The organism is Fluviicola sp. (assembly GCF_030151805.1).
Taxonomy (GTDB): Bacteria; Bacteroidota; Bacteroidia; order Flavobacteriales_D; family Crocinitomicaceae; genus Fluviicola.
In genome coordinates, this window is the sequence record NZ_JASLCN010000447.1 from 1 (window position 1) to 6232 (window position 6232).

Below are 6232 nucleotides of genomic sequence, written 5' to 3' on the forward strand. Positions count from 1 at the left end.
ATTTAATTTAATAATGATTTGTACGAATGGTGCGATATATTGTCGACCCACATTATTTATATTGTTCGGTCGAACGATGATAAAAGCTATTTAATCCTGGAGTTAAGAAATCAACGAGTGGAGAAGCTAGAAATTTCTAATATTAATTTTTCTAACTTTTTTAAAGATAGTAGCTCTGATGATGAATCTATATTTGGGCACTATATTGAAAAGTATAAGGTTGAATATAACAAGACTTGTAAACATTGAGAATAGGGGGTAGTGAAATCATCATGATCTGCTCCATATTATCCCTATAAATATTTCGAATAAATGGCGATGTGCCGAAAACTGGTTATCTTCATCAATAAACAAGTTAGCTGTAACCCGATTGAAAAATCCTTCTAAAATATAGAACGTGACAAAAAAAGAAATTTTAAACCTCGAAAACAGACTTTACGAGGCAATTAAAAATAGTGATGTTAAAGAACTTGATGAACTTTTACATACTGATTTGCTTTTTATCATTCCAAGTGGTGAAACCATAACTAAAGAAATGGATTTGGATACATATCGTAATGGAAAGCTGAAAATACACGAACTCATTCCGAATGTTGAAGAACTTAAAATGATTGATGACCTGGCTGTAATTACCTTGCAAATGAGTTTAAAAGGAACTTATGGTGATGAGTCTTTTGAAGCAAAATACAGGTATATCCGCTTTTGGAAGGATTGTCCGGATGGAATAAAAGTTGTAGGGGGAAGTGGTATTTCGATTTAATCTTTTAGGGATTCTATTGAACTTTTGTGCTAAAAATCCACCACATTGCAGAGACAAAACTAAGGATATGAAAAAGTCAGATTGTCATAACCAGTCCCGGGTCTTTGAATAATTCATGATATACCGAAAACTGTTTATATTCGTCAATAGACAAGTTATCTGTACGTTTTTTGCAAATCAATAAATAAACCATGAAAATTCTATCATCTGTCAATGAAGAGGAATGGGACTCTATAAGAGCTATTGGGACTACGATGCATTTGAAGAAAGATGAAATAATCTTTCGAAAAGGCGACCGTAACAGCCAGGAAGTTTTTTTGGAAACCGGAATCGTTAGAGGCTTTATTACCGATGAAGAAGGTAATGAGAAAAGCACGTCCTTTTTTGAAGAAGGAGAGTTTATGAGCACACAGTCACTTAGAACTCAAAAAGGCGTTTCCATCTATCATTATCAAGCTTTATGCCGTACAACCTTATTGGTATTTGATTCCAGGCAATTGAAAGACTTATTATCTGAAACCAAAAAATTAGCTGAAGTAGGTAAGGTAATTAAGGAAAGAGAACAGACCAGGCTTATGAACAGAGATGATTGTTTGATGCAAGTAAAAGCCGTTGACAAATACCAGAAATTCATTGCGTTTTACCCCCATTTGGAAAGGCAAATTTCTCAACGCTACATTGCTTCTTACTTAGGTATTACGCCTGTTTCACTCAGCCGCTTAAAAAAATCAATGCTTGTGCGGACTGATAACAATTGATAACAGAATTAGAAATCCACCGGGATAATTTTGTGGTTATTAATCATAAAACGTATTTCGAGGTGAAAAAACTGACGCGTTTCTTTTTTAAAAATGGGAAATATCAAATTGCCCTTCCGCTACTGACAGTTGGATTTGCTTTACAAGCTTTATTAATTATAGATTATCTGCCTGAATTTCTGCGCTATTCCGATAACGTAAAAAACCCTGACCAGTTCTTTTCTTACAACTTTGAATACATCGCAGACTTGTATCAAAAACTAGGTGAGGAAGGAAGAAAATTCTACTTAAAAATGCTTGGAGTGGACTTTTTCTATACCATCATATCCGGTGTAGGTTATTCCCTGTTACTTGCTGCCTTAGTCAGAAAGGAAAAATGGTATATTATGGTGCCTCTTTTTTTGACGCTTTCAGATATTTTCGAAAATATTTCGCAAATCATTTTGATGAATCATTTTCCTGAAATATCGGCTTCCGGGGTGGCGATATCAAGCACATTCAGTTCTATTAAAATGACAGGAGGTGCAATTAGTCTTTCATTCATTTTGTTTTTCATGGGAAAGAATATAATCCATTGGGTAAAAAAACGAAAGACAACGATATGAGAACTTCAAATTACAAAGTGGGGTGGATACTGGAAACCAAAGTTGCTGCGCTCACTCATTTTCATTCAGAAATCACTCATGAAGATATCATTGGTGTATTTACGGAAGCTCAAAAATTATTACAGGATGTGAAAGAGTCATTTCACATAATAATTGATAATCGGTTAGCACCGTTGAACAAACTATTTTCCTTAGAAGAATTACAAAATTCTTCCCCTTTACTTCTTCATCCTCTTCTAAATCACATCGTCATTGTGAAGCCCAATCATTTGGAATTAAGACCGAACGAGACCTTTATCGAAAAGCGGGGAAGAGTTACCTTAAAAAATGTGGCTTCAATCCATGAAGCATTGGATTTTCTCCGGCAGACAATTCCCGAATTAAACCAGGGTAAAACGGACATTCACTTTTTTGACAGTATGTAATCGTTGAATTGAAAACGGGTAGATAACGGTATCGTTAAAGATGTGGCTGAAAATCAAATGATAAAGGAAAAATAGTTAAGTTTAGATGGTCAAAATGATCTCTATGCAATTGGCTTGTATAGAAAGAACGAATTAAATCACTATTTATCTTAAAACTAAAACGATGTCTGATCCAATTACTATTCAAGGAACATTATCATTTAACCAATCCAATGATGTTACTGCAATCGTGAAACTGTGGGAGGTAAATTCTCTCACCGCGATAGCTGAGTATGTCGTAAACGGAGAAGCGAAGGGAAAATTTGTCTTAACTGCTACTCCCGAATCCCCCGATGCGATTCTCTATATTATTGCTGAATTACATGACTCTAACGTGGTTTTGCTGTCAGTTCTATCTCCGAATTTTACGGAGGAGATTGCAACGAACGGAGTTGTCGTGAATGAGTTAACAACAGTGGCATCTGCTTTTACCTGCGCTCAGTTTTTTAGCGGCCTTCAGTTGTCGGGAAATTTGCAGGGAGTTACGATTGCAGCTAAAAATACTCCCAATTTGGTGAATCCTGTAACGGGAACCTGGGGGAATGTGTTAACGGATCCATTCAATATCACACAGAATGAGACGCTGGCACGCATAAATACGTTGGCAGCTTTGATAACGGCTTACGGTACGATAACGTCAGAGGGTTACAACTGGCAGAGTGAGTTTTTGGATTCTTCAACGCCATTAGGAGGTAAAAGACCCGGAAATACTGCTGAGGCGATGATTGGCATTGCCCAATCTCCCTGGATGCATCCAACAGAATTATTTGACCTTTTTGACCAAGCTTATCCGCAACCGAAAGATGGTTTTCCGGCTAAACCCAATAGCAAAGTTCCTGTCAGTCGGCGGAGTTCTCCTTTTGTGCCTTATTTAAGTTTTGCCCCGGAAGATTTTGCGATGATCCTGGTTTTTGGTCAGGGTGGAATCTGCGCTCCCGGAAAACTCGCTTTGGATGAAGACGGAAACCTGTGGACTGGTTTGAACTGGATGCCCGGAGCGCAAAATGGCGTATATCAAGGTCTTGGAGGAGGACTGGTTAAGCTGGATTCGACAGGCCGGTTAGTGTCGCCTCCCGTTACCGGCTACACTGGAATGGGAGTTGATGGAGTAGGTTGGGGGACAGCGATTACCAAAGCCGGAACTTGCTGGGTGACGAGCTTTAATGGATCTATTGGCGTATATAAACTGGAAGATGGTTCTCCGGTCGTTGAACAGGTTCCGGAAAATCTGGTTGAAATCTTCAATGAGATCGGTGGATTGCAAGGTATTGGTCTGGCGCCCAATGGTGATATTTGGATTGTCGGAACTTCATCCAATGAGATGCTCTATTTTCCGAATGGGGATCTTTCCAAAGGTAAAGTTGTTGCGATTGTTGATGAAAAGCAGAAGACCGTTCTTTCTGCTCCGTTTGCTGCTGCTATTGATAATTCGAACCGGGTTTGGATCAGTAATACGAATGGTAAATCACTGGTGCGTTATACTCCGTCTGAGGAAAACCCCAAGGTAGAACGTTTTATCCTTGCAGGTGGCGGACGTGGTGTGGCACTTGATTCGATTGGGAATTGCTGAGTGGCCTGTAATACAAGTCCGGACTTTCCTTCTACAACTCCTACAGATGGTGTTTCCATTATTGAGGGCTTTGCTCTTGGTTATCCGCATCTTCAACAAACACTTGGACACAATCGTAAAACCGGTTCTGTTTTTATGATTCCTTTTGATGCCAATCCAATTGATACGATTGATAAAACTTCTCACACATCTGATTTAACGGCTTTCGGAGATGGTGAATTGAATGCTCCCTGGGGGATATCGATTGATGGTAATGATGATGTATGGGTTGCCAACTTTATGGGGCGAGGAGTGTCATTCATGGCTGGTGCCTCAGCAAGTGCGCGTACGGAAGCTTTTCATACGGGAGATGTCGTTCATACCATTCATTCAGGTAGTATTCAGATGCTGACCGATGTAATTGTTGATCAGGCCGGTAATCTCTGGTGTGCCAATAACTGGAATCTGCCCCAAACTGTGATGCAAGCGAAACCTGATCCCGCTTTTTCGACATGGGGTGGAGGTTCTGGTGTATTGGTCATTTACGGAATAGCTAAGCCAATCCAGGTTCCTCTTGTTGGTCCTGTTAGTGGTCTTTAAAGCCATTAAGATTAAGGGTAAAAAACAAAATCACCATATTACCATATTGTAAATAACCCCTTCCATTCTTGAAATCCTACGGTTATAGCACCTTCTGCTTCTGACATATTATATCCCGACTTTTCAAAGCGAGTGTGGAAACAGAGAATGAGGAAGGATTGTCATAATAATAAATTATGATGTACCGAAAACTGGCTATATTCGTCAAGAAACGAGTTAGCGGCAATCGTAAAAAAGACGTTACAAAATAAGTGCAGACCAAATGCAGGAACCAAACGAAAAATCCGGGAGTTCACAGAACGATAAGTTGAAGGTTAACTCTAACTCCAATGAGAATCCTTATTCTTCTGCTGATATTCAGCAAAAACTGCTTGAACCCCGGAGGTTGACTTCTTATTTCATTGTATTCATTGACAGCGGTTCGGTCACTTACAAATTGGACTTACAAGATATTACGGTTTCTGATGGAGACTTGCTTTTTGCGATGCCCAATCAAGTTTTTATTCCCCCGGATAAAACAGACAATCTAAACTATTTTAAGATCCTGTTTGATGAAAATACATTGGCGTTACTACCGCAAAGCTTCCCGTTTTTGGTCAACCCATTAAATGCACAAACACTAACGTTAGACGATGCTGCAAGGGAACGGGTGAGAAAAGTTTTTGAAATTTTGAATCAAATACTTTATACAGAAAAACATTCGACCGACTCTGAAATCATATTGGCCTACCTGAATTTACTATTGTCAGAATTGAACAGTGCTTATTTTAAAAATGAACCGGCAGATCTTGTAAACTCGAATTTATCAAAGTTTGTTGAGTTCAAATTGATGGTGGAAACACACCTTACAGAGCAGCCATCTATCCATAGCATTGCTGAAAAACTGGCGTTAACGACCAACAGCTTATACCGGCTCGTAAAAGAACATTCAGGTACATCGCCAAAGGATTTTTTCACTAACCGTCTGATGATAGAAGCCCAACGAAAACTGCGTTATTCAAATCTTTCCGTAAAAGAATTGGCGTATGAATTGGGGTTTAATGACCCGGACTATTTTTCAAGACTTTTCAAAAAAAGCACAGGAAAAAGTATCACTGACTTTTTGCACAGTCAGGATTTGTAGGGCAAATAAAACGATTTGTCCATTTCATCTGTTTTTCGGCTCTCTACTTTTGCTTCAATCATTTAAAACAGCAGAAAATGAAAACAGCATTAGTAACAGGAGCAAACAAAAGCATTGGCTTTGAAGTAACAAAACAACTTACCCAAAAAGGAATTTATGTGTATCTCGGTTGTCGCAATTTAGAAAACGGTATAGAAGCTGTGAATAAATTAAAAGGGGAAGGAATACATCATGTAGAAGCCATTCAGCTGGATGTAACCAATGATGAATCAGTAAAGGAAGCCCGGATAATAATCGGTGAGCAAACAAAATCATTGGATATTTTGATCAACAATGCGGGAATTTACGGAGGTTATCCGCAATCTGCATTTGA

At 38.8% G+C, this 6232-nt stretch carries 8 protein-coding genes; all 8 read left to right on the top strand.

The features are described 5' to 3' along the window. Positions 1–397: 397 nt before the first annotated feature. Positions 398–760 (top strand): nuclear transport factor 2 family protein, encoded by a 363-nt coding sequence (locus Q1V93_RS16965; RefSeq protein ID WP_300666314.1) that lies wholly within the window; start codon positions 398–400, stop codon positions 758–760. 191 nt (positions 761–951) lie between these two features. Beyond that, entirely contained in the window at positions 952–1518 is a 567-nt protein-coding gene (locus Q1V93_RS16970) for a Crp/Fnr family transcriptional regulator (RefSeq protein WP_300666315.1), read from the top strand. Between the two features lie 62 nt (positions 1519–1580). Next, the gene (locus Q1V93_RS16975; protein WP_300666317.1) at positions 1581–2123 is read left to right on the top strand and encodes a hypothetical protein; all 543 of its coding nucleotides are present in this window, start codon (positions 1581–1583) and stop codon (positions 2121–2123) included. Next, complete coding sequence (locus Q1V93_RS16980) at positions 2120–2548, top strand: hypothetical protein (protein ID WP_300666318.1); 429 nt, start codon at positions 2120–2122, stop codon at positions 2546–2548. Before Q1V93_RS16975 ends, Q1V93_RS16980 begins: the two co-directional genes overlap by 4 nt. A 163-nt stretch (positions 2549–2711) precedes the next feature. Beyond that, the gene (locus tag Q1V93_RS16985; RefSeq protein WP_300666320.1) at positions 2712–4157 is read left to right on the top strand and encodes a hypothetical protein; all 1446 of its coding nucleotides are present in this window, start codon (positions 2712–2714) and stop codon (positions 4155–4157) included. Beyond that, positions 4158–4736: a hypothetical protein gene (locus Q1V93_RS16990; protein ID WP_300666322.1), complete on the top strand. Its 579-nt coding sequence runs from the start codon at positions 4158–4160 to the stop codon at positions 4734–4736. It abuts the gene before it with no gap. Between the two features lie 262 nt (positions 4737–4998). Further along, the gene (locus Q1V93_RS16995) at positions 4999–5859 is read left to right on the top strand and encodes an AraC family transcriptional regulator (protein WP_300666323.1); all 861 of its coding nucleotides are present in this window, start codon (positions 4999–5001) and stop codon (positions 5857–5859) included. 77 nt (positions 5860–5936) lie between these two features. Next, on the top strand, positions 5937–6232 hold a 296-nt coding region (locus tag Q1V93_RS17000), incomplete at its 3' end, for an SDR family NAD(P)-dependent oxidoreductase (protein ID WP_300666324.1).